This window comes from Streptomyces durbertensis (genome assembly GCF_014156695.1).
Taxonomy (GTDB): domain Bacteria; phylum Actinomycetota; class Actinomycetes; order Streptomycetales; family Streptomycetaceae; genus Streptomyces; species Streptomyces durbertensis.
In genome coordinates this window covers 1-19,468 of record NZ_WMLF01000052.1, presented here as the reverse complement: position 1 = coordinate 19,468, position 19,468 = coordinate 1, and the positions used below count along the sequence as shown (strand labels likewise).

Below are 19,468 nucleotides of genomic sequence, written 5' to 3'. Positions count from 1 at the left end.
GTGGTCACGGATTTGACCGTGACCACCCCGCCCCTACGTCGTCTCCGGGGCGTCGCCCCGCCCCGCGCGGTGCGTGTCACAGGCGGGTGCTGTTCCGTGGGGCGCTACCGGGGCGTAGCTTGTGGCCATGTTTGCTGCGTACGCCGCCCGGATCGACCGGGAGAAGCCGCTGAACGGTCTTGAGCTGGGGGAGCGGCCCGAGCCGCACGTGCCGGTCGGTTGGACCGCCGTCAACGTGCGGGCCGCCTCCCTGAACCACCACGACCTGTGGTCGCTGCGAGGTGTCGGCATCGGCGAGGAGTCGCTGCCGATGATCCTCGGCTGCGACGCCGCCGGAGTGGACGCCGACGGCAACGAGGTGGTGATCTATCCGGTCATCGGACTGACCGGGCACGGGGTGGGGCCGGACGAGCCGCGCACGATCCTCACGGAGAAGTACCAGGGGACGTTCACGGAGCGGGTCGCCGTCCCGCAGTGGAACGTGCTGCCGAAGCCGAAGGAGCTGACCTTCGAGGAGGCGGCCTGTCTGCCGACGGCGTGGCTGACCGCCTACCGGATGCTGTTCACGAAGGCGGAACTGCGTCCCGGCGACAGCGTGTTGGTGCAGGGCGCCGGCGGTGGGGTCGCGACGGCCGCCATCGTGCTGGGCGCGGCGGCGGGTCTGCGGGTCTTCGCGACCAGCCGCGACGAGGCCAAGCGGCGGCGGGCCGAGGAGCTGGGCGCCGAACTGGCGCTGGAGAGCGGCGCGCGGCTGCCGCACCGGGTGGACGCGGTGATGGAGACGGTCGGCGCCGCCACCTGGTCGCACTCGGTGAAGTCGCTCAAGCCCGGCGGCACGATCGCCATCTCGGGCGCCACCAGCGGCTACACGCCGTCCAGCGGTGAGCTGCACCGGATCTTCTTCCAGGAGCTGCGGGTGCTCGGTTCGACGATGGGCACCAAGGAGGAGCTGGCCGCGCTGATGAGCTTCTGCGTCGCCAAGGGTGTGCGTCCGGTCATCGACTCGACGCTGCCGCTGGACCGGGCGCGGGAGGGCTTCGAGAAGATGGCGACGGGCGATCTGTTCGGAAAGATCGTGCTGACCGTGTAACGGGCTGGTTCGGCACGGCACTCTCGGGTATGACGGTAGGACCCTGGCTGCCCGCGCGACGGGTGGGGCGGCTGGGGTCCGCGCAGCGTCAGTGTGGGGCCGGTCCCGCGGGGCCGGCCCTCGGGGGAGACGAGGTGATGCCGTGAGTGTGCCGGGAAGCGAGCCGGGTGTCCCGCCGGTGGCGGGGGTGGAGGGTCTGCTGGCCGGGTTCGACGCGCTGGTGGTCGAGCCGCCGCGTCGGCGCCGGCACGCGGCGCTGCTGCTGCTCGCCCGTGAGGACAGTGTGGTGCCCGGCGGGTCGTCGCCGGCCGAGCGGCTGTTAGACGGCCTGCGGGCCCGCTGTGTGGACAGCGAGCACCGCGCGCTGGCCCCGCTGACCAGTTGGCCGCCGGACGGCCGTTCCGGTGACGGCGGCGAACAGGTGCGTTTCTACGAGGAGCTGGTCGAGGGGCTGCGCAACACCCGCCCGCCGGACGGCGGTACGCCGCGCTTCCGCGACTACGAGCTGATGCGCACGGTCGTGGAGGCCCACCTGACACCGAGCGGCGGCGAGGCCCGTGCGGCGGCGTTACGCGCCCTGGTCCATCGGGCCCGCTATCCCGCCCGGCCCTCGGGGCCGCCCGCGCCGGGTGACGTGCTGCCGTGGTTCGGGCAGTTGGCGCTGTGGGCGTGGAGCGTGGTGGCGCAGCCGGTGTCGAGCCGGCTGATCGGCCGGCGGATGATGCGCGGCTGGTTCGCGCACTGGGCGAAGACGGCGCTGGGCGCCACCCAGCGGGACTTCTACCAGCCGGCCGTACAGCTCACCGCAGGCGGCCGGCTGCACACGCCCGAGCACGTCGACGCCGTGCTGACGCGGGCGCTGCTCGCCGACCTGGACCGGGCGTTCGGCCGCCGCTGGTTGTCGGCGTGGCGGCGCCGCCGCACCACCCGTTACGTCCTGCTGCTCGCCGAGCCCGCCGGTGGGCGCCGCGCGCGGGCGGAGGGGCAGCGGGTGCGCGGTTTCCTGGCGGCCTATGTCGCCGCCGTGCAGCAGCACCGCACCACCGGCACGGTGGTGGTCGCGGTCGGCGGGGAGGAGACGTGCGCCGCCCTCGGCTACGAGGTGGTGGCGGACCTCTCGGAGGCGGCCGAGGCGCTGCGCGGCGAGGGCGGGCCACTGGTGGGCCGCGCCGTGCGGCCGACCGCGCCGGCGGGGGAGCCCTCGCCGACCGCCGTCCGCTGGTTGCGCGAGCATCCGAAGCTTCCGGACCGGGCGGGTCCGCGCCGGCCGCCGGCGAGGGCGGCGGCGGTGCAGTGGGCGGCGACCGGCACGGCGCTCGCCGCGCTGTACGCCGGGGCCGGCACGGCCGGGCTGCCGCTGCCGATGTTCGACGACTCGGACCGGCCCTGCCCGGACGGCCAGTTCCTGGCCGCCGACAGGCACGGCTGTCTTGGTCTGAGCGACGCGAGCAGCCGCTTCGCCGGCAGCTCCGAGCAGTACGACGATCTCCTGAAGATCATCCATGAGACCAACCGCGAGGTCGCCGAGCTCGGCCCCGAGCACGAGGTCCGCACGGTGGTGGTCATGCAGCCGTTCACCGCCGGCTCCACGTTCAGCGAGCTGGTGGAGGGCGGGGTGCTGCCGGAGTTGCGCGGTATCGCGCTCCAGCAGCGGCAACTGCTGCGGGAGACGGCGAACAGCGCGCGGAAGGTGGGCATCCGGCTGCTGCTCGCGAACGCCGGGCCGAGGTTCGACGAGGGAGGGAAGGTCGCGCGGCTGGTCGTCGAACGCGCCAACCGGGAGAACATCGTGGGGGTGATCGGCCTCGGCCAGAGCCGGCCCGGCACCAAGGAGGCCATCAGGGAGCTGGGCGCGGCGAGTATTCCGATGGTCGGCACCTCGGCCACCGCGGACTCGATGCTCGAGATCAGTCCGCAGTACTACCAGATCGCCCCGGCGAACCGCCGGGAGGCGCAGGCGGCCGTGACGTTCCTCAAGCACCAGAGGTTCGTGCGGACCGAGAGTGGGGACCGGGAGCGCGCGGAGGCGGCCGTGGTCGTCTACGACCCGGCCGACCCCTACAGTCTGAACCTGGCGACCGGCTTCCGGGACGAGTTCCGGCGTCAGATCGGCGACCGGATCACAGCCGTCGAGCACGCGCCGGACGGCGGTTCGCTCAACGACCTGGCCCGGCAGGTGTGCGCGGCGATCGTGCAGCAGCCGGCGACGGTGGTGTTCTGGGCGGCCCGGGCCCGGGAGATGCTGGCGTTCCTGGACGACTTCACGGACATCCCGGAGTGCCACGACCGGGTCACCGTGCTCGGCGGGGACGATCTCACCAACTCCCTCATCCGGGAGGAGAACCCGGTCGCCACCTATCCGGCGCTCACCCTGCACCACATGGCGCACGCCGTGCCGGGCATCGACGCGCCGACGAAGGAGGCGGAGACCTATGTGCGCCTGTACCGTGCGGAGTTCGGCGAGGACGACACGGTCGACATCCTGAACGACGGCCATCCCGCCCTGGGTTGGGACGCGCTGAAGGTGCTGGCGCACGCGGTGAACATCGCCCGTGACTCCGGCGGCACGATCTTCCACCGGACGGCGGTCGCCTCCACGCTCCGGGGCAACAAGAACAACATCCAGGGCGCCACCGGCGTGCTGGACTTCTACGCGGGCGGGCGCACGGTACGCGTCCCGGTGGACAAGCCGATCTACGTCGTCGACGACAGGTCCGACGGCCCGCGCATCGCGCTGAAGTGCGGCAACTTCGGCAATCGCATCAAGATCACCGAGTGGGGCGACGGCTACCCCTGCCCACGGGACTGAGCAGACCGACAAGTGCGATCATCGTCGGCATGGAGTGGATCATCCGGCCCGAGCCGGTCGGGTCGCCGGAGGCGCGGGCCGCCCTGCTCGCCTACTACACGGACATCGTCGGGCGCTACCACGGCCGCCCGGCGCGGCAGGACGAGGTGGCCGCCGCCATGGCGGACGAGCCGAGCGACGACCTCGCCCCGCCAGGCGGCGTCTTCCTGCTCGGGCGCCGGGGCGGCGAGGTGGCCGGCTGCGCCGGGGTGCGGTTTGCCGGACCGGAGACCGCCGAGCTGACCCGTGTCCACGTCCGGCCGCCGTGGCGCGGCACCGGCGGCGGCTCGGCGCTGGTGGCGGCGGCCGAGGCGGAGGCGGCGCGGCTCGGCGCGCGCGTGATCCGGCTGGACACCCGCTCCGATCTGGTGGAGGCCCGCGCGCTGTACGCCGCGCGCGGCTACCGCGAGGTCGCACCGTTCTCCACCGGCCCGTACAGCGACCACTGGTTCGTCAAGGAGCTGTAGGGGACCGGAGCCGGGGCCCGGCGTCGGTGGTGACGCCGGTGCCGCCGGGCCCGGGGGCGGTTCAGCGGTGGAGTTCGGAGGTGAGGGCGGCCGCGGCCGCCGAGAGGTGGCGCCGCATCTCGCGCAGCTGCGCGGGGGTGACACCGTGGTCGCGGGCCGCGTCCCGGACGTCGTCGCGGAAGCGGTCCAGCAGCCGCTCCAGGTCGCGGACCGGGTCGGTGGAGTCACCGGCCGGCTCCCGCGCCCACTCGGGCTCCTTGGCCATCGTCACCGGACCGGCGGCGGCGCCCTCCGGGCGTGCCTCGCCGCCGCGGTCCTCCTCACCGTGCTGCTGACCCTCGGTGGGGCGGCCGAGCGAGCCGAGCTGGTCGGCGAGTTCGGCCATGCCCTCGCGGAGCGCTCCCTGCCAGTCGCCGGCCTTGGCGCGCTCCTGCACCTGCTCCTGCACACTGCGGGCGACGCGCAGCACCTCGTCCTTGGCCTCCTGGCGGGCGCGCCTGGCCCGCTCCTCGGCCTCCTCGGCCTGGCGCCGGGCCTGCCGGCTCTCGTCCCTGGCCCGCTTGGCCTGTTCCTGCCACTGGCGTTTGGCCTTGCGGACCTCGTCCTTCGCCCGCCGCCAGGCCTCCTGGTCGTACCAGGGACGCCCCTCGCCGCCCTCGCCGCCACCGCCCGGGCTCGGTTCGGTGCGGCTGCTCCGCGCGGCGGCGGCCATCTCCCGCCGCAGGTCGTGCACGGACCCGCGCACGTCCTCGTGGATCTCGGCGGCGAGCGCGGTCAGCGACTCGTGTATCTCCAGCTCCAGCTCGGCGAGTTCGTCGCGGCGGTCGTCGAGTTCGGCGCGGCCCGCGTCGGTGATCGAGTACACCTTGCGGCCGCCCTCGGTGGTCTGGCTGACCAACCCCTCGGCGGCGAGCTTGGCGAGCCTGGGGTAGACGGTGCCGGCGGAGGGCGCGTAGAGGCCGTGGAAGCGCTCCTCCAGGAGGCGGATCACCTCGTAGCCGTGGCGGGGCGACTCGTCGAGGAGCTTCAGCAGGTACAGGCGCAGCCGGCCGTGAGCGAAGACTGGAGGCATGTCAGGCGTCCTTCACGAGGGTGGTGGGGCGGGGGGAGTCCTCGTCCGCGGGCCTGCGGAGCAGGGCGAGCGGGCCGGAGACGGTGGTGGCGCGCAGCCGGCCGCGGCCGGCGCCGAGGGTGCCGGTGACGCGCTTCGTGCCCCACTGGCCGGCCACGTCCAGCTCCTCGAAGTCGCAGGAGAGCGGCCCGCCGGCGCTGCCGGCGTCGACGACCGCGTCGGCGGGCTCGGCGAGGCGTACGGCTATCTCGCCGGAGACCGACCGCAGGGTCACCTCGCTCGGCCCGCCGTGGTCGGCGACGTCGACGACGAGGGTGCCGCCCACGGTCTCGGCCTGCACCACGCCGCTCCGGCCGTCGACGACGGTGAGGTCGCCGGAGACGGACGTGAAGCGGAGGTCGCCCGCGACCGACTGGGCCTGGACCGCCCCGGAGACCGTCTCGGCCCGGACCGGGCCGCCGAGCCCGACGAGTGTGGTGTCGCCGGTGACGCCCCGCACCTCGGTGTGGCCGGCGACGCCGGAGACCACGGCGAGCGCGGTGACGGACTCCACCCGGACCCGGGCGGTGGCGGGCACGGCGAGCGTCAGCTCCACCCGGCGCTCGGGCCGGCCGCCGGTGAGTTTGAGGAAGTCCTGCCAGGGAAGGTCGTCATAGCCCACGGTGAGGGCGCCGTCCTCCCAGGTCACCCTGGGCGGTGGCCCTTCGACGGCGGTCACCTCCAGCAGGGCGTCCCCGGTCGGCCGCTCCCCGCCGACGACGTTCACACGGCCGCCCACGACCGCGATCCGCACGCGCTCCACGGGACGGTCGACGTTGAGCTTCTGCGGTTCGCTGATGGACCACTCGGACCGGTCGGGCACGGCAGGCCTCCTGTCTGCGACTCGACCGACGCGACACGACATGTCGCGTCTGGCATGCCATCCACGTTACATCGCGTCTCGGGTCCGTCAACGGCGTCCGTGTGACAGGACCGTCACAGCCTCAGCCCCGGTGCCGGCTCACTCGTCGTCCTCGTCGTCCAGCCGGGCCAGCCAGGTGGCCAGCCGCTCCACGGGCACTTCGAAGTCGGGGTTGAGGTCGACGAAGGTCCGCAGCTGCTCGGCGAGCCAGCCGAGGGTGACCTCGTCGTCGCCGCGCCGGCTCTCCAGTTCCTCGATGCCACGGTCGGTGAAGTACACGTCCTGCTCCGGTTGTCGGGTGGTGGGTGGTCAGGGGGCGGGCCGTCGCCGGAACGCGGACGGGCCCGGACCGAAGAAGATCTTCGGCCCGGGCCCACCCTACGGCGCAACCGGTACGGCGAGGGCGCCGGTCAGAGGTCGAAGACCTCGGTGACCAGCTGCTGCTGCTCGGACTGGTGGCGCTTGGCCGAGCCGACCGCCGGCGAGGACGACGACGGGCGCGAGACCCGGCGCAGCCGGTCGGCGTTCGGCACCGGCTCGGAGCCGATGATCAGGTCCAGGTGGTCGACCAGGTTGAGCGCGATGAACGGCCACGCACCCTGGTTCGCCGGCTCCTCCTGGGCCCAGACGAACTTCTCGGCGCCGCTGTACTTCGCCATCTCCGCCTGGATCTCCTGGCCCGGCAGCGGGTACAGCCGCTCCAGCCGGATGATCGCGGTGTCCTTGGCGCCGCGCTTCTGCCGCTCGGCGTCCAGGTCGTAGTAGACCTTGCCGGAGCAGAACACGACCTTGCGGATCTGCGACGGGTCCACCTCGCCGGACTCCACCGGCACGTCGCCGATGACCGGGCGGAAGCCGCCGGTGGTGAACTCCTCCGTGCGGGAGGCCGCCGCCTTCAGACGCAGCATCGACTTCGGGGTGAAGACGACCAGCGGCTTGTGGTGCGGGTTGTGCACCTGCCAGCGCAGCAGGTGGAAGTAGTTCGACGGCAGCGACGGCATGGCGACCGTCATGCTGTTCTGCGCGCAGAGCTGGAGGAAGCGCTCGATCCGGGCCGAGGAGTGGTCCGGGCCCTGGCCCTCGTAGCCGTGCGGCAGGAGCAGCGTGACGCCGGAGGTCTGGTTCCACTTCTGCTCGGCGGAGGAGATGAACTCGTCCACCACCGTCTGGGCGCCGTTGACGAAGTCGCCGAACTGCGCCTCCCACATGACCAGCGCCTCGGGGCGGGCCAGCGAGTAGCCGTACTCGAAGCCCATCGCCGCGTACTCGCTGAGCAGCGAGTCGTAGACGTTGAAGCGGGCCTGGTCCTCGGAGAGGTACAGCAGCGGGGTGTAGTCCTCGCCGGTGTTCTGGTCGATGAGGACCGCGTGCCGCTGGCCGAAGGTGCCGCGCCGGGAGTCCTGGCCGGCGAGCCGGACCGGGGTGCCCTCCATCAGCAGCGAACCGACGGCCAGCGTCTCGCCCATGCCCCAGTCGATGGTGCCGTCCTCGACCATCGCCGCGCGCCGCTGGAGCTGCGGGAGCAGCCGCGGGTGCACGGTGACCCGGTCGGGGATGTTCACCTGGGACTCGGCGATCCGCTTGACGACCTCCGGGCTGACGGCCGTCTCGACCGCGACCGGGAACTCCGCCTGCGGCACCGGGGCCTCCGCCGGGGCCGGCGTCACCGCCGCCTCGCGGACCTCGCTGAACACCTTCTCCAGCTGGCCCTGGAAGTCCTGGAGGGCCTGCTCGGCCTCCTCCATGGTGATGTCGCCGCGACCGATCAGCGACTCGGTGTACAGCTTGCGCACCGAGCGCTTCTTGTCGATCAGGTTGTACATCCGCGGGTTGGTGAACGAGGGGTTGTCCGACTCGTTGTGGCCGCGCCTGCGGTAGCAGACCAGGTCGATCACGACGTCCTTGTTGAACGCCTGGCGGAACTCGAAGGCGAGCCGGGCCACCCGGACCACGGCCTCCGGGTCGTCGCCGTTCACGTGGAAGATCGGGGCCTCGATCATCCGCGCCACGTCGGTGCAGTACATCGACGAGCGGGCCGCCTCGGGCGCCGCCGTGAAGCCGACCTGGTTGTTGATGACGATGTGCACGGTGCCGCCGCAGCGGTAGCCGCGCAGCTGCGACATGTTCAGCGTCTCGGCGACCACGCCCTGGCCGGCGAACGCCGCGTCACCGTGCAGCTGGATCGGCAGGACGGTGAAGTCCGTGCCGCCCTTGCCGATGATGTCCTGCTTGGCGCGGGCCACACCCACCACGACCGGGTCGACGGCCTCCAGGTGCGAGGGGTTCGCGGTGAGCGAGACCTTGATCTGCTCGCCGTTGAGGCCGGTGAAGGTGCCCTCGGCGCCCAGGTGGTACTTCACGTCGCCGGAGCCGTGCATCGACTTCGGGTCGAGGTTGCCCTCGAACTCCCGGAAGATCTGCGCGTAGGACTTGCCGACGATGTTCGCCAGGACGTTCAGCCGGCCGCGGTGGGCCATGCCGATGACGGCCTCGTCCAGCCGGGACTCGGCCGCCGAGTCGATGATCGCGTCCAGCAGCGGCACGACCGACTCGCCGCCCTCCAGCGAGAACCGCTTCTGGCCGACGTACTTGGTCTGGAGGAACGTCTCGAACGCCTCGGCCGCGTTGAGCCGGCGCAGGATGCGCAGCTGCTCCTCGCGCTCGGGGTTGGAGTGCGGGCGCTCCACCCGGTCCTGGATCCACTTGCGCTGCTTGGGGTCCTGGATGTGCATGTACTCGATGCCGGTGGTGCGGCAGTACGAGTCGCGCAGCACGCCGAGGATCTCGCGCAGCCTCAGCATGGACTTGCCGGCGAAGCCGCCGACCGCGAACTCCCGCTCCAGGTCCCACAGGGTGAGGCCGTGCGAGGCGATGTCCAGGTCGGGGTGCTTGCGCTGCTTGTACTCCAGCGGGTCGGTGTCGGCCATGACGTGGCCGCGGACCCGGTAGGAGTGGATCAGGTCGAAGACCCGGGCGGCCTTGGTGACCTCGTCGTCGTGGGAGACGTCGATGTCCCGGTTCCAGCGGACCGGCTCGTAGGGGATCCGCAGGGCCTCGAAGATGTCGTCGTAGAAGTTGTTCTCGCCGAGCAGCAGCTGGTGCATCACCCGCAGGAACTCGCCGGACTGCGCACCCTGGATGACCCGGTGGTCGTAGGTGCTGGTCAGCGTCATGACCTTGGAGACGCCCAGGCGGTTGAGGGTGTCCTGGGAGGTGCCCTGGAACTCCGCCGGGTACTCCATGGCGCCCACGCCGATGATCGCGGACTGGCCCGGCATCAGCCGCGGCACGGAGTGCACGGTGCCGATGCCGCCCGGGTTGGTCAGCGAGCAGGTGACGCCGGTGAAGTCGTCCATCGTCAGCTTGTTCGCGCGGGCGCGGCGGACGATGTCCTCGTAGGCCTGCCAGAACTCGAAGAAGGTGAGCGTCTCGGCCTTCTTGATGGCGGCCACGACAAGCTGGCGGTCGCCGTTCGGCTTCACCAGGTCGATGGCCAGACCGAGGTTCACGTGCTCGGGCTTGACCAGCGTCGGCTTCCCGTCCTTCTCGGCGAAGGACCAGTTCATCGACGGCATCAGCTTCATGGCCTGGACCATGGCGTAGCCGATGAGGTGGGTGAAGGAGACCTTGCCGCCGCGGGCGCGCTTGAGGTGGTTGTTGATGACGATGCGGTTGTCGAACAGCAGCTTCACCGGCACCGCGCGGACGGACGTGGCCGTCGGCAGCTCCAGCGACGCGCTCATGTTCTTCGCGACGGCGGCGCTCGGGCCGCGCAGCGTCACCAGCTCGGGGCCGGCGGGCTTCTCCGCGTCGTCGGCGCCCTTGGCGGGGGCCGCCTTGGCCGGAGCGGCCTTCGCGGGAGCCGCCTTCGCCGGAGCCGGCTTGGCGGGCGCCGCGGCCTGGGCCGGAGCAGCCTGGGCCTTCGCCTGCTGGGCGGGGGGCTGCGCGGCGGCGGGCCGCGCGGCGGGCTCGGCCTTCGCCGGCTCGGCGCGCTGCGGCTGGGTCGCCGGCGCGGCGCTGGTGGGAGCGGGCTGAGCGGGGGCCTGCGCCGCCGTCTCAGCGGGCCGCGCGGGCGTGTCGCCCGTCGTCTTCCCCGGCTTGTAGTCGGCGAAGAAGTCCCACCAGGCCCGGTCTACGGAGTTCGGGTCCTGGAGGTACTGCTGGTAGATCTCGTCGACGAGCCATTCGTTGGGACCGAAACCGGCGTCGGGAGTCTTCCCTTGCCCGTCCTGGTCGGTCGAGATGCTCGAGGTCTTCGGGGACTGTGACGACACGGCGGCAACCGCCCTCTTCCGCTTCACATGGTGATGGACAGCGGGAATCAAGGCTACGCCTTGCGAGCCGTTCGGTGCAGTCCACACCGGCCTCACGTCGCGTACGTCACACAAATTCATTGGTTTCGGCGCCGGTGACGGCGGGAAACACATTGAGTTTTGGCACGTCAGGGTGCACGCGACCGAGGCTCGGGCGCATCTTTGCGCGAGCCTTACCCCCGCCCAGGTGACGAGTGAGACGCCGGGAAGCAGCGGAACGGTTGCTTCCGATCGACGACCCTACGTCAGTCGTCCTCCCGGACGGGGCCCGGGAGGGTGACGACCATCCGGCAGCCGCGCGGCGACTCGGCGACCCGGATACCGCCCCCGTGCAGATCCACCGCCCAGCGCGCGATGGCCAGCCCGAGGCCCGTCCCGCCGTCCTTGCCGTGGGGGGCGGTGGCCGCCCGGCCGAACCGCTCGAACACCCGGTCCCGGTCGCACTCCGGGATGCCGGGCCCCTCGTCCTGCACCTCCAGCACCAGCCCCTGCGGCTGCTCCGAGCCCCGGGCGCGCAGCGTCACCCGGCCGTGCGGCGGGGAGTGCTTCACGGCGTTGTCGACGAGGTTGGACACCACGTGCCGCAGTCGTTCGATGTCGGCGTAGCCGACCAGCTCCGGCGGCGAGACGTCCAGGTGCAGGTGGACGTCCGTACGGGCGTGGGCCGGTCCCTTGGCCGTGTTGGCGTCCTTCAGCACGCTCGACAGATACGGCCAGACCTCGAACGGCCTGGCGTGCAGCGGTACGACCCCGTTGTCCAGCCGCGACAGGTCGAGCAGGTGCTCGACCAGACCGCTCAGCCGTTCGGTCTGCCGCAGCGCCGTGCGCATCGTCTCCGGGTCGGCGTCCGAGACGCCGTCCACCACGTTCTCCAGCACGGCCCGCAGCGCGGCGATCGGCGTGCGCAGCTCGTGGGAGACGTTGGCGACCAGCTCCTTGCGGTGCCGGTCCACCGCCTCCAGGTCGGCGGCCATGCTGTTGAACGTCGTGCCCAGCTCGCCCAGCTCGTCCCTGCGGTCGAAGCGGACCCGCCGCGCGTAGTCGCCCCGGGCCATCGCCCTTGCCGCCACCGTCAGCTCGTCCAGCGGGCCGACCAGCCCGTGCCCGACGAACTGGGTCAGCAGCAGCGAGGCGATCACCGCGAAGATCGCGATCACCCGCAGCTCGATCGCCGCGTGGAACGCGACGAAGATCAGGAAGGTGGTGATGCCCACCGAGAGGATCACCAGCGCGGCCAGCGCCGCCTTCACCGACCGGAACGGGTCGAACGGCCGCAGCGCCTGCCACGCGCGAGCCCGCAGCGACACCCGCTCCCGCGCGGACGACCCCTCCGGCGCCTCACCCGCCGCCGGCCCGGACGGTTCCACCTCCGTCACGACGGACCTCCGGCCCGGCTCACAGCCCGTCGGCGGCCTGCGACGGCGACTCCAGCGCGTACCCCACGCCGTGCACCGTGCGTATCCGCTCCGCGCCGATCTTCCGGCGCAGCGCCTTGATGTGGCTGTCGACCGTGCGGGTGCCCGAGGCGTCCGCCCAGTCCCACACCTCCGCCAGCAGCTGCTCCCGGGAGAGCACCGCGCGCGGCGAACCCGCCAGGCACACCAGCAGGTCGAACTCGGTCGGTGTCAGGTGCACGTCCCGGCTGCCGACCCGGACCCGCCGCTGGGCGTGGTCGATCTCCAGCTCGCCCAGCCGCAGCGTGCCCGTGCGCGGCGAGGCCACGGCGACCGCCGCGCGCTCCATCCGCCGCAGCAGCACGTGCACCCGCGCCACCAGCTCCCGCATCGAGAACGGCTTGGTCATGTAGTCGTCCGCGCCGACGCCCAGTCCGACGAGCATGTCCGTCTCGTCGTCCCTCGCCGTCAGCATCAGCACCGGCAGCGGACGCTGGGCCTGCACCCGGCGGCACACCTCAAGACCGTCGAAGCCCGGCAGCATGACGTCCAGCACCAGCAGGTCCGGCTGCCAGCTCTCGGCGGCGGCCACCGCCGCCGGACCGTCGCCCGCCGTCTGCACGCTGAAGCCCTCCGCGCGCAGCCGGGCCGCGATGGCCTCCACGATCGTCGGATCGTCCTCGACGACCAGAACCCGGCGCTGTGCGCCCGGGGTGACCGCGGTCTCCCCGCCCTGGGTGTGCGCCGTGTCCCTGTGCTCCATACCGCCCGCCCTGTGCTTCACGTGGGATGCCAGGGCAGCAGACTAAGGGGGTCGCGGGGGCCCGGGCTACGCCGGTCGGACCGCGAGGTGCACCACGTCCGGGACGCCTCGGACGACCGGGATCTCTTCGGTCGCAACCCGCTGGTATCCGGAATGCCGCAATGCGTCCTCGAAGGCGGGGGAGGGCCGCGCCGACCACACGGCGAGCACTCCGCCGGGGTTCAACCGGGCCGCGCAGGCGGCCAGTCCGGCGGGGGAGTAGAGGCCCTCGTTGCCCTCGGTGACCGTCCAGTCGGGGCCGTTGTCGATGTCCAGGCAGAGCGCGTCGTAGCGGTCGGCGTCCGGCGCCGGGGCGCGCAGGAAGTCGAGCAGGTCCGCCTTCACGAGCCGGGTCCTGGGGTCGGCCAGCGCCCTGCCGGAGACTTCCGCGAGCGGCCCTCTCCGGTGCCAGTCGAGGATCGCCGGCTCCCGCTCGACCACCGTGATCGAACCCCACCGGGGCTGCGACGCCGCCTCGTCGAGGGAGAAACCGACACCGAGGCCGCCGATCAGCAGCCGCGGCGCGTCGGGAGCCGTCCCGCGCGGCAACCCGGCCAGCGCCGACCGGACCAGCACGCGCTCGGAACGCCCGTCCGAGGTGTCCATGAGGAAGCAGCCGTTGACGATGATCTGCAGCAGGTCGCCGTGGCGGCGCAGCACCACCTCGCCGCCCGGTCCCGTCCGCCGGTCCAGCACCTCGGGCGACCCGCCCCCGGCCGGGCCGGTCCGGCGCGGCGAGCCGGCCGAGCCGGTCGTGCGCGGTGAGCCAGATGAGTACGACATGGGAACATCCTGATCCACACCGCCGTCCACGCCGGAGCTTCCGCCACGGTTCACGCCGCCGTCGTCGGGACCCGTCGTCGGGATTGTTGACATCGGGGCCGTTCAGCCCTGACATTGACGACCGACGACGTGATTGAATCGGTATCGAACTTTCACACGCGGCTGGGAACTCGGCGCCGCCCGCACCGTAACGGGTGACCGCCGCCTCGTATCGGAGGGAGCCGGGTATGCGCACCTGGGTACGGACCGACCGCGGTCACACGCGCACCGACGCCGGGCCCGCCCTGCCGACCCAGTCGGAACGCCGGACGCCGTCGGCCACCCCGGCGGCGGACCCCGCTCCGGCCGGCGGCGGCCTCGCGCCCCCGCCCCACGTCCACGCGCTGCGGCTGCTGCCGACGCCCAAGGGCACCCCGTTCACCTTCTGGTACACGCTTGTCCTGGTGGGCACCACCCTGTTCATCCACCTCGGCGACCCGGCGCAGGTCACCCGCTGGCTCTCCGGCGCCAGCGCGGACGTGGAGAACCTCGCCCAGGAACCCCTGTTCGTCCTCTTCGCCAGCGCCCTGTTCTACAAGGGCGCGCTGCTGTCCGTCTTCACCGTCGGCTTTGTCCTCGTACTGACCGCGCTGGAGCGCCGCGTCGGCGGCTGGCGCACGGCCGCCGTCTTCCTCGCCGGGCATCTCTTCGCCACGCTCGCCACCCAGCTCACGGTGGCCGCCGCCGTCGCGCTCGGCCACCTCCCGGAGTCCTCCCGCAGCCGCTTCGAGTACGGCATCGACTACGGCGTGCTGGCCTGCGCCGCCGCGCTCGCCGGCGTCCTGCACCTGGTGTGGCTGCGCTGGACGCTGGTCGCCGGAGTCGGCACGATGATCGTCTCCGACCTGGTGACGCTCACCGACCCGGTGGTCGACTGGGGCCACCTGCTGGCGTTCCTGGCCGGTATCGCCCTGTGGCCGCTGCTCCGGCGCTACCAGCGCCGCGGATCGGCCGCCGCCTCCCTCCGAACCCGCCGCTGAGCCCGGCCCTCAGCCCCCGGACGTTCCGCCGCGCCACCAGCGGTCGTCGGTGTACTCCGCCGGCGGCGCGTCCACGTCCGGATCGAGGCCCAGGCGCTCAAGCTCGTCGAACCAGCCGTCCCGCCGGCTCTCCGGCGGGCGCGCCCCGCACCACGGGCAGAAGTCGATCACGAGACCGGAGCTGCCGCCGTCGGGGACCGGCAGCAGGTTCTCGGCGAACCGCGGTTCGAAGAGCCCGGCCCGGTCGGGACAGCCGTCCGGGTGGGCCGCGCAGCGGCTCTCCACCACACCGGCCATCGCCGCGCAGCAGTGTCCGGACGTGTGAGCGGGCGTGGCGCATGCCCGCACTTTCCTACCCGCGTCCCCGGCGGGCGCTGCGGGGTTGTCCCCGCCGCCGTTCCGGCGGCCGGCGGCACGGGCGTCGCGGACCGGACGCCGCGGCCCGGCTGCGGAATACTGGACCGACCGTGCGGGGCCGCGCGGTGACGGGAACCCGGGGCCACCGGCCACCACCCGTCGGGACGAGCAGCGTCGGGCGGCGACCGCCCGGAGAGGCGTGGACGGGTGCACAACGGCAGCGCGGACGGCCGGACGCCACCGGGGCCGGACGACCACCGGACGGACCCGGCCGAGCGGCCGGCTCCGCACGGCACGGGCGCCGAAGGCCCGCCCGAGTGCCGCGAGGTCCCGGAGTTCCTCGACCTCGAACGCGAACTCTCCGTCTTCTTCCGACGGGCCCGCGCGGCCTCCGGCGCGATGGCCCGCGAGGTCCACCCCGACCTCGAACCCGCCGCCTACGGGCTGCTGCTGCGGCTGCACGACGCCGGGCCGCAGCGCGCCACCGAGCTGGCCGGCTACTTCGGCGTCGGCAAGGCCACGATGAGCCGCCAGCTGCGCTCGCTGGAAGTGCTCGGCCTCGTCACCAGGGAGCCGGACCCGGCCGACGGCCGCGCCTCGCTCGTCCGGCTGACCGAAACCGGCCGTGAACGCTTCACCGGTGTGCGGCGGGCGCGCAGAGGGCGCTTCGTCCGCGCCCTCGCGGCCTGGGACCGCCGCGAGGTCGCGGAACTCGCCCGGCTGCTCCACCAGTTCAACGCGCACGGCCCGCTCGCCGACTGATCCCGCCCGGCCGCGTGCCCGCCCGGCGGCCCGGTCTGCTCAGCCCGCGCCGGGCAGCTCCACCAGCACGGCCGTGGCGTCGTCGTGTGTCTTGCCGTACGCCCGACCTCCGCCCGCGGCGGCCGCGCGCTCCTCGGCCCTCACCCGGGCGACCACCGCGCGCGGTCCCTCCTTGCGGAGCGCCGCGTGCAGCGCCGACCAGTCGCCCAGCCCGAACACCTCGCTCCACCGCGTGGCGCCGTCCGTCAGCGCGGCGAGCGACCGCACCCGGCCGCGCGGGGTGCTGCCGGTGACGGCCAGCTCGGCCACCGACGGTTCCGCCGCCGCGGTGTGGAAACCGCCCGGACGGTTGCGCAGCGCCTCGATCCGGCGGACCCGCTCCGCCTGCGGCAGCCCGCGCACCGTCGGCAGCAGCTCGTCCAACCGTGGGTCGAGCACCGGGCGCACCGCCCCCGACGGATCCTCCAGCAGCAGCACGGAGTCGGAGAGCACCAGGTGCTCCACCGACCCCTCCCGCCCGTCGTGGTCCGCCGACCAGCGCGCCAGCACGACGGTTGCCTGCGGAGTGCGAGGGTGAGAAAGGTCACAGATTGGGGAATGCGCGTCGGCGGTACGGGAGATGGCCGTGGCCAGGCACTGGGTGAGTGTCAGCTCCGGGTGCGAACCGGACAGTTCCAGCAACGTCCCACCCAGTCGTGACACGTACCAGGACACGCCGTGTGAGCAGCCGTGGTCCACCGCCGGCGGTGTCACCCCGTCGAGCACGACCAGCGTTCCACCCAGCCCGGAGGCGGTTGAACCCACCGCCGCGTAGTCCTCGTTGGGAACGGCGTGGTCGCCCGGTTCGGTCACCAGCTCGATGCGCATGGCGCCAAGTCTGCCGCCCCCCGGGCAGCTACCCGACGCCGCCCGGCGGAGCGTCGATATCCGGCCACCGGCACCTCGGTCGACTCGCGGCGAGTCGACCGTCCCGACCCGGACTGCACCGGAATCGCTCACTCCGTGCCGGGTGCGGGCGCGCATCCTGCCATGGCGCACACCGGGTGGCCAACCCCTCCGTCTCACGCTCCGACAACGGTTCACCACCCCCAGCTTGTTCACTCACTCGAAAGTGATGTTCACTCCTTCAGGTGGCCCGGCAGAGGAAGCCAAGCCAACCCACGACGGCGCTTGAAAGGGTCAGACGCCGTCGGTGGGGCGGAGCGGACTCATGCCGCACAGAGGACGTTCGCCGGCTGGCACCCGCCAGCCCGCGGTAGCGAGAATGCGAGCACGGGTGGGGACGAAGCGACTCCGCAACAGCAGTCAGCAGCAGGACGCCACCTCCGGCGACAACCGGAAGCGCGCCAGGGTGCGCAACCGGCTCCTCGCCTCGGTGGTCCTGTGCGCCGCCGCGGTGGGCGCCGCCGGCACACCGGTCATCCTCGCCGCGTCGGCCGACCTGTCCGAGTCCCATGACCTCGTCACCCGGGCGGAGACCGGCAAACGCGCCATCTCCCTCGCGCACGCGCTGGCCGACGAACGCGACGCCCAGGTGAGGGCCGTCGCCGCCCGCGGCGCCACCGGCGACACCCTCCCCGAGCCCGCGGTCCCCGGCCAGCCCGGCGTCGGAGACGGAGAGTTCCCGCAGAACCCCGTCGACGGCCGGCCCGCCGTGCCCGGCGCCCCGGGAACCGGCCAGGAGACTGGTCAGGACGGAACGGGGACGGACGGGGCCACCGACGAGGAGGCGGCGGCCGCGCTCGCCGACACCAAGGGCCTCCAGGCCAAGGTCGACAGCCGGCTCACCGAGCTGCGCCCCGAACTGCCCACCGCCACCCGGGCCCTGCTCGACCGGCTGCCCGACGCCCGGCAGCGCGCCGAGACCGCCGACGGCGGACAGAAGGACGCCCGCGCCGTCCACACCGCCTACACCGAGGCGATCCAGGCGCTCGGCGACATCGCCGCCGAGACCGCCCGCCGCACCCCGCCGCGCGCCGCCGAGCACGCCGCCGACGGCACCCCCTCCGCCGCCCACGCGCTGCCCTTCCTCGGCCGCGCCACCGAACAGGCCTCCGCCACCCGCGGCCTGCTGCTCGGCGCCCTCGCCGGCGGCGGCGAACAGCCCGAACTCACCTCCGCCGCCCAACTCGCCCGGTTCCGTGAACTGTCGGCCGCCGCCGACTTCGAACAGACCGCGCAGGAACGCGTCCGCGAGAAGCTCCGCACCACCGTCACCGGCGGCGACGTCACCACCGCCGAGCGGTACCTGGAACGGATGACGGCCCAGGGCCGGCTCGGCCCGGACGCCCAGGGCTTCAACGCCGACCGCGTCGACGCCACCCTCACCGCCCGCGTCACGCACATGCGCAGCGTCGAGTCCTCGCTCGCCGGCGCCGAGGTCACCCGGCTCGAACAGCTGCGTGCCGACGACGTCACCGCGCTCCAGATCCGCGTCGGCCTCGTCGGCGCGGCGCTGCTGCTCGCCGTCGGCGCCGGCGTCTACGCGGCCCGGTCCACGACCCGTCCGCTGGCCGTCGCACGCCTCGGCGGCCGCCGCCTCGCCGCCGACCCCACCGGCGAGGAACCCATCCGCTTCACCGGCCGCGACGACGAGTACGCCGACGTCATCCGGTCCCTCAACGAGCTGCGGGAGACCGCGGTCCAGCTTCGCGAACGCGCCGAGACGGCCGAGGCGGACGCGGTCCGCCAGGCCGGCGGCCGCAAGAAGCTCGCCGCCGAACGCGACAGCCTGCGCGCCGAGGTCACCGCCCTCACCGAGCGGCTCGGCGAACTCGACGGCGCCGTCCACAGCACGTTCGTCCAGCTCGCCCTCCGCAACCTCAACCTGGCCGAACGCCAGCTCGCCCAGCTGGAGGCCATGGAGGAACGCGAGAACGAACCCGAGGGCCTGGCCACCCTCTTCAAGCTCGACCACCTCGCCACCCGCATGCGCCGCCACGGCGAGAACCTGCTGCTGCTCGCCGGCGCCGAACACCCCGCCGGGCACCACCCCGGGCCGGTGCCGCTGCTCGACGTGCTGCGCGCCGCGATCAGCGAGATCGAACGCTACGAGCGCGTCGAACTGGCCGCGCTCCCGCCGCACGCCCAGGTCGCCGGCTTCGCCGCCGACGACGTCAGCCACCTCGTCGCCGAACTGCTGGAGAACGCCACCGCGTTCTCCCCGCCCGAGGCGGAGGTGCAGCTCTCCGGCTGGCTGCTGGAGAACGGCGAGGTGATGCTGTCCGTCTCCGACTCCGGCATCGGCATGACCACCGAGCGCCTGGAGGAGCTGAACGCGCGCCTGGGCGAACCGGACCGGCAGGACCCGCCCGCGCAGGACGGCGACAGCGCGTTCGGCATCGGCCTGTACGTCGTCGCCAAGCTGGCCGCCCGGCACGGCATGCGGGTCCAACTGCGGGTGCAGAAGCAGGGCGGCGTGACCGCCGTCGTCACCCTTCCGCGCACCCTGCTGCCGGACCGCCCCGACCCGCTGCACCCGGTCGGCACCACCACCGGCGGCGGCACCGCCCCCGCCCTGCCCGGAACCGTCGCCGAGGCGAACAGCCACGCGCTGCCCGGGCGGGTCCGCCGGCTGACCGCCGACATCGCACCGGCCGCGTCCGAGGAGACCACCGCGCGGACGACAACAGCGCCGCCCGCCCCCGACCCGTCCGCGGC

15 protein-coding genes are annotated in these 19,468 nt (G+C 73.2%); 6 read left to right on the top strand and 9 right to left on the bottom strand.

The window, feature by feature from the left end; all coding sequences use genetic code 11:
• Window positions 1–127: 127 nt before the first annotated feature.
• From GL263_RS05905 to GL263_RS05895, 3 genes are all read left to right on the top strand, one after another.
• Window positions 128–1,090, top strand: coding sequence for a zinc-binding dehydrogenase (locus GL263_RS05905; protein WP_182854506.1), 963 nt, complete (start codon window positions 128–130; stop codon window positions 1,088–1,090).
• Window positions 1,091–1,232: 142 nt separating this feature from the next.
• The gene (locus GL263_RS29030) at window positions 1,233–3,899 is read left to right on the top strand and encodes a type 1 periplasmic-binding domain-containing protein (protein WP_182854504.1); all 2,667 of its coding nucleotides are present in this window, start codon (window positions 1,233–1,235) and stop codon (window positions 3,897–3,899) included.
• A gap of 29 nt (window positions 3,900–3,928) precedes the next feature.
• Entirely contained in the window at window positions 3,929–4,405 is a 477-nt protein-coding gene (locus GL263_RS05895; RefSeq protein WP_182854503.1) for a GNAT family N-acetyltransferase, read from the top strand.
• Between the two features lie 61 nt (window positions 4,406–4,466).
• Here the strand turns inward: GL263_RS05895 and GL263_RS05890 are convergent, their stop codons facing one another.
• The 7 genes from GL263_RS05890 to GL263_RS05860 all read right to left on the bottom strand — a co-directional run bounded on the left by GL263_RS05890 (window position 4,467) and on the right by GL263_RS05860 (window position 13,670).
• The gene (locus GL263_RS05890) at window positions 4,467–5,477 is read right to left on the bottom strand and encodes a PadR family transcriptional regulator (RefSeq protein WP_182854502.1); all 1,011 of its coding nucleotides are present in this window, start codon (window positions 5,475–5,477) and stop codon (window positions 4,467–4,469) included.
• Between the two features lies 1 nt (window position 5,478).
• The gene (locus GL263_RS05885; RefSeq protein ID WP_228456150.1) at window positions 5,479–6,339 is read right to left on the bottom strand and encodes a DUF4097 family beta strand repeat-containing protein; all 861 of its coding nucleotides are present in this window, start codon (window positions 6,337–6,339) and stop codon (window positions 5,479–5,481) included.
• A gap of 138 nt (window positions 6,340–6,477) precedes the next feature.
• The gene (locus GL263_RS05880) at window positions 6,478–6,657 is read right to left on the bottom strand and encodes a DUF6104 family protein (RefSeq protein ID WP_143647253.1); all 180 of its coding nucleotides are present in this window, start codon (window positions 6,655–6,657) and stop codon (window positions 6,478–6,480) included.
• Between the two features lie 131 nt (window positions 6,658–6,788).
• Window positions 6,789–10,652: a multifunctional oxoglutarate decarboxylase/oxoglutarate dehydrogenase thiamine pyrophosphate-binding subunit/dihydrolipoyllysine-residue succinyltransferase subunit gene (locus GL263_RS05875; protein WP_182854500.1), complete on the bottom strand. Its 3,864-nt coding sequence runs from the start codon at window positions 10,650–10,652 to the stop codon at window positions 6,789–6,791.
• Window positions 10,653–10,936: 284 nt separating this feature from the next.
• The gene (locus GL263_RS05870; RefSeq protein ID WP_323379265.1) at window positions 10,937–11,998 is read right to left on the bottom strand and encodes a sensor histidine kinase; all 1,062 of its coding nucleotides are present in this window, start codon (window positions 11,996–11,998) and stop codon (window positions 10,937–10,939) included.
• An 88-nt stretch (window positions 11,999–12,086) separates the two neighbouring features.
• Window positions 12,087–12,848, bottom strand: coding sequence for a response regulator transcription factor (locus tag GL263_RS05865; protein WP_182854499.1), 762 nt, complete (start codon window positions 12,846–12,848; stop codon window positions 12,087–12,089).
• A gap of 66 nt (window positions 12,849–12,914) precedes the next feature.
• Window positions 12,915–13,670 (bottom strand): spermidine synthase family protein, encoded by a 756-nt coding sequence (locus tag GL263_RS05860; RefSeq protein WP_228456148.1) that lies wholly within the window; start codon window positions 13,668–13,670, stop codon window positions 12,915–12,917.
• A 227-nt stretch (window positions 13,671–13,897) separates the two neighbouring features.
• On the opposite strand from GL263_RS05860, the gene GL263_RS05855 reads away from it, so the two are divergent.
• Entirely contained in the window at window positions 13,898–14,689 is a 792-nt protein-coding gene (locus GL263_RS05855; protein ID WP_228456147.1) for a rhomboid-like protein, read from the top strand.
• A 9-nt stretch (window positions 14,690–14,698) separates the two neighbouring features.
• Here GL263_RS05855 and GL263_RS05850 read toward each other — a convergent pair whose 3' ends face one another.
• On the bottom strand, window positions 14,699–15,037 hold the full coding sequence (locus GL263_RS05850; RefSeq protein WP_438947920.1) for a DUF6980 family protein: 339 nt from the start codon (window positions 15,035–15,037) through the stop codon (window positions 14,699–14,701).
• A 216-nt stretch (window positions 15,038–15,253) separates the two neighbouring features.
• Here GL263_RS05850 and GL263_RS05845 point away from each other — a divergent pair, with 216 nt between their 5' ends.
• Entirely contained in the window at window positions 15,254–15,808 is a 555-nt protein-coding gene (locus GL263_RS05845; protein WP_182854497.1) for a MarR family winged helix-turn-helix transcriptional regulator, read from the top strand.
• A gap of 39 nt (window positions 15,809–15,847) precedes the next feature.
• Here GL263_RS05845 and GL263_RS05840 read toward each other — a convergent pair whose 3' ends face one another.
• A complete protein-coding gene (locus GL263_RS05840; RefSeq protein WP_182854496.1) occupies window positions 15,848–16,675 on the bottom strand; it encodes a protein phosphatase 2C domain-containing protein in 828 nt (275 codons plus the stop codon).
• Between the two features lie 409 nt (window positions 16,676–17,084).
• Between GL263_RS05840 and GL263_RS05835 the strand changes: the two genes are divergently transcribed.
• The coding region (locus GL263_RS05835; protein WP_323379264.1) for a sensor histidine kinase at window positions 17,085–19,468 on the top strand (2,384 nt) is incomplete at its 3' end.

Coding starts and splice junctions, on each gene's coding strand:
- GL263_RS05895 (WP_182854503.1), top strand. CDS start 3,929: ATGGAGTGGATCATCCGGCCCGAGCCGGTCGGGTCGCCGGAGGCGCGG.
- GL263_RS05905 (WP_182854506.1), top strand. CDS start 128: ATGTTTGCTGCGTACGCCGCCCGGATCGACCGGGAGAAGCCGCTGAAC.
- GL263_RS05890 (WP_182854502.1), bottom strand. CDS start 5,477: ATGCCTCCAGTCTTCGCTCACGGCCGGCTGCGCCTGTACCTGCTGAAG.
- GL263_RS05840 (WP_182854496.1), bottom strand. CDS start 16,675: ATGCGCATCGAGCTGGTGACCGAACCGGGCGACCACGCCGTTCCCAAC.
- GL263_RS05865 (WP_182854499.1), bottom strand. CDS start 12,848: ATGGAGCACAGGGACACGGCGCACACCCAGGGCGGGGAGACCGCGGTC.
- GL263_RS05855 (WP_228456147.1), top strand. CDS start 13,898: ATGCGCACCTGGGTACGGACCGACCGCGGTCACACGCGCACCGACGCC.
- GL263_RS05860 (WP_228456148.1), bottom strand. CDS start 13,670: ATGTCGTACTCATCTGGCTCACCGCGCACGACCGGCTCGGCCGGCTCG.